The sequence below is a fragment of the Streptomyces sp. genome (assembly GCF_050698815.1).
Lineage (GTDB): Bacteria > Actinomycetota > Actinomycetes > Streptomycetales > Streptomycetaceae > Streptomyces.
In genome coordinates this window covers 1-2,251 of record NZ_JBOHCV010000033.1, presented here as the reverse complement: position 1 = coordinate 2,251, position 2,251 = coordinate 1, and the positions used below count along the sequence as shown (strand labels likewise).

Genomic DNA, 2,251 nt, shown 5'->3' with positions numbered 1-2,251 from the left:
TACCCGAGCATGTTCCTCTCGGTGCCCGACGAACAGGGTTTCTGCTTCACGCAGGCGTTCCAGTCCATCGGACTGGGCCTGGCCACCGCGATCGGAGCCGCGCTGGCCAGACCGGACCGCCTGCCGGTGGCGGCGCTCGGCGACGGTGGAGCGCTGATGAGCGTCTCCGAGCTCGAGACGGTCGTGCGGCTGGGGCTCCCCATGGTGGTCGTCGTGTACAACGACCAGGCCTACGGCGCCGAGGTGCACCACTTCGCAGGCCAAGGCACCGATCTGAGCACGGTGACCTTCCCCGACGTGGACATCGCCGCAGCGGCCCGCGGACTCGGCTTCACCGCCATCACGGTGCGCGGCAGGGATGACCTCAAGCCTGCTGCCGACTGGGTGGACGGCGCGCGTGACACCCCGTTGCTGATCGACGCGAAGGTCACCTCGACAGAGGGTTCCTGGTGGCTCGCGGAGGCTTTCCGCCGGCACTGACCAGAGTGCTCCGGGGCGGTGCGCGCCCCGGAGCACTTCACAGCTGGACTCCTCAGCTACGGAAGCCGAGCAGGTCGTGCAGCTTCGCGCCCTCGGAACCGGCCGAAGGGTCTGCCGGGGCCGCGGACTTGGCGCCGGCCTCGCTCGGCGGCTCCGGGTCGGGCAGCTTCTCGCAGACCGCGTCCGCCTCACCGCCGCCCTTGCCGCCGCGCGGGACCTTGCCGGTGGCCAGGTAGTCCGCCAGGTAGCGGTCGAGGCATTCGCTGCCGCTCAGGGTGATGCCGTGGTTTCCGCCGCCTTCCTCGACGACCAGGCTGGAGCCGCGCAGCTTGCGGTGCATGACGACGCCCCCCTCGTACGGGGTGGCCGCGTCATCGGTGGCCTGGAAGAGCAGCACCGGCGGGAGCTTCTTGTTCGCCACCTCGGTCGCCTTCAGGGAGTTCACCGGCCAGAACGCGCAAGGGGCGTTGTACCAGGCGTTGTTCCAGGTCATGAACGGCGCCTTGTCGTGCACCTTCGTCATGTCGCGGTGCCAGGTGCGCCAGTCGCGCGGCCAGGACGCGTCGCGGCACTGGACCGAGGTGTAGATGGAGTAGCCGTTGTCTCCCGAGGCGCCGATCGAGGCGAAGGCGTCGTAGGCCTCGGCAAGCGGCTCCGGATCGCCGTCGTTGACGAACGAGGCGAAGGCGGAGGCCAGGTCCGGCCAGTAGCCGTTGTAGTAGCCGCCGGGGAGGAAGGTGTCCTCGAGTTCGGCGGGGCCGACCTTGCCGCCCGCCGGGTCCTTGCGTACCGCCTCGCGCATCCCGTACCAGGCCTTCTCCACCTTGGCCGGGTCGGTGCCGAGTCCGTAGTCCGCGTCGTGCTTGGCGACCCAGGCGGCGAACGCCTTGTGCCGGGCGTCGAAGGCGTAGTCCTGGGAGATGTTGTCCTCGTACCAGACGCCGGTCGGGTCGACGATGCTGTCCAGCACCGCGCGCCGGATCCGGTCGGGGTAGAGCTTGGCGTACACGGCGCCCAGGTAGGTGCCGTAGGAGTAGCCGAAGTAGTTGATCTTCTTGGTGCCGAGCGCCTGCCGGATGACGTCCATGTCCCGTACGGCGCTGACTGTGTTGATGTGGCGCAGGAGCTTGCCGTACTTCTTCCCGCACGCGTCGGCGAAGCCCTTGGCCCGCTTGACGTTGGTCAGCTCATCCTCGGCGCTGCGCGGCACGGAGTCCGGGCGGACCGGGTCGAAGTGGCCGGGCTTGCAGTCCAGGGCGGGCTCGCTCCTGCCCACGCCGCGCGGGTCGAAGCCGATCACGTCGTACTGCGCCGCCACCTCCTTCGGCAGCGACCTCGCGACGAACCCGGCGAGGGTCAACCCGCTGCCGCCGGGGCCACCGGGGTTGACCAGCAGCGGACCCTGGGACTTCGCCGCGGTGTGCTGGACGCGCGACAGGGCGAGGGTGATCTTCTTGCCGCCCGGGTTCGAGTGGTCGAGCGGCGTGCGCACCGTCGAGCACTGGAGCGTCGGATAGTTCTGGGTGCCGCAGTCATTCCACTTCAGGGCAGTGGCTGCGGTGGTTACCGCGGTGCTGTCCGTGCTGGTGGAACCGGCGTTCGCCGACGCCGGTATCGCGATGAGCACCCCGGCCAGCACCACCCCTGCGGTGCTGTAACCGGCTATGACGCGTCTCTTCATCTGTGAGCTCCCGTTGTGGAGAGTCAAGGCCGCCCGTATCGCGGCCACACCGCATCGTGCAGCAAACCCGCCTCACAGGGGATGGTTCCG

General features: G+C 69.3%; 2 protein-coding genes. One reads left to right on the top strand and one right to left on the bottom strand.

The window, feature by feature from the left end:
* A partial coding sequence (locus ACRDP3_RS01185) for a thiamine pyrophosphate-dependent enzyme (protein ID WP_431514893.1) occupies positions 1-480 on the top strand: 480 nt, incomplete at its 5' end.
* Positions 481-532: 52 nt separating this feature from the next.
* On the opposite strand, the gene ACRDP3_RS01180 is transcribed toward ACRDP3_RS01185, so the two are convergent.
* Positions 533-2,161 (bottom strand): alpha/beta hydrolase, encoded by a 1,629-nt coding sequence (locus tag ACRDP3_RS01180; protein WP_431514892.1) that lies wholly within the window; start codon positions 2,159-2,161, stop codon positions 533-535.
* Positions 2,162-2,251: the final 90 nt, after the last annotated feature.

What these genes read in the sequence shown, in the direction of transcription:
- ACRDP3_RS01180 (WP_431514892.1), bottom strand. Translation starts at nt 2,161, where the DNA reads ATGAAGAGACGCGTCATAGCCGGTTACAGCACCGCAGGGGTGGTGCTG.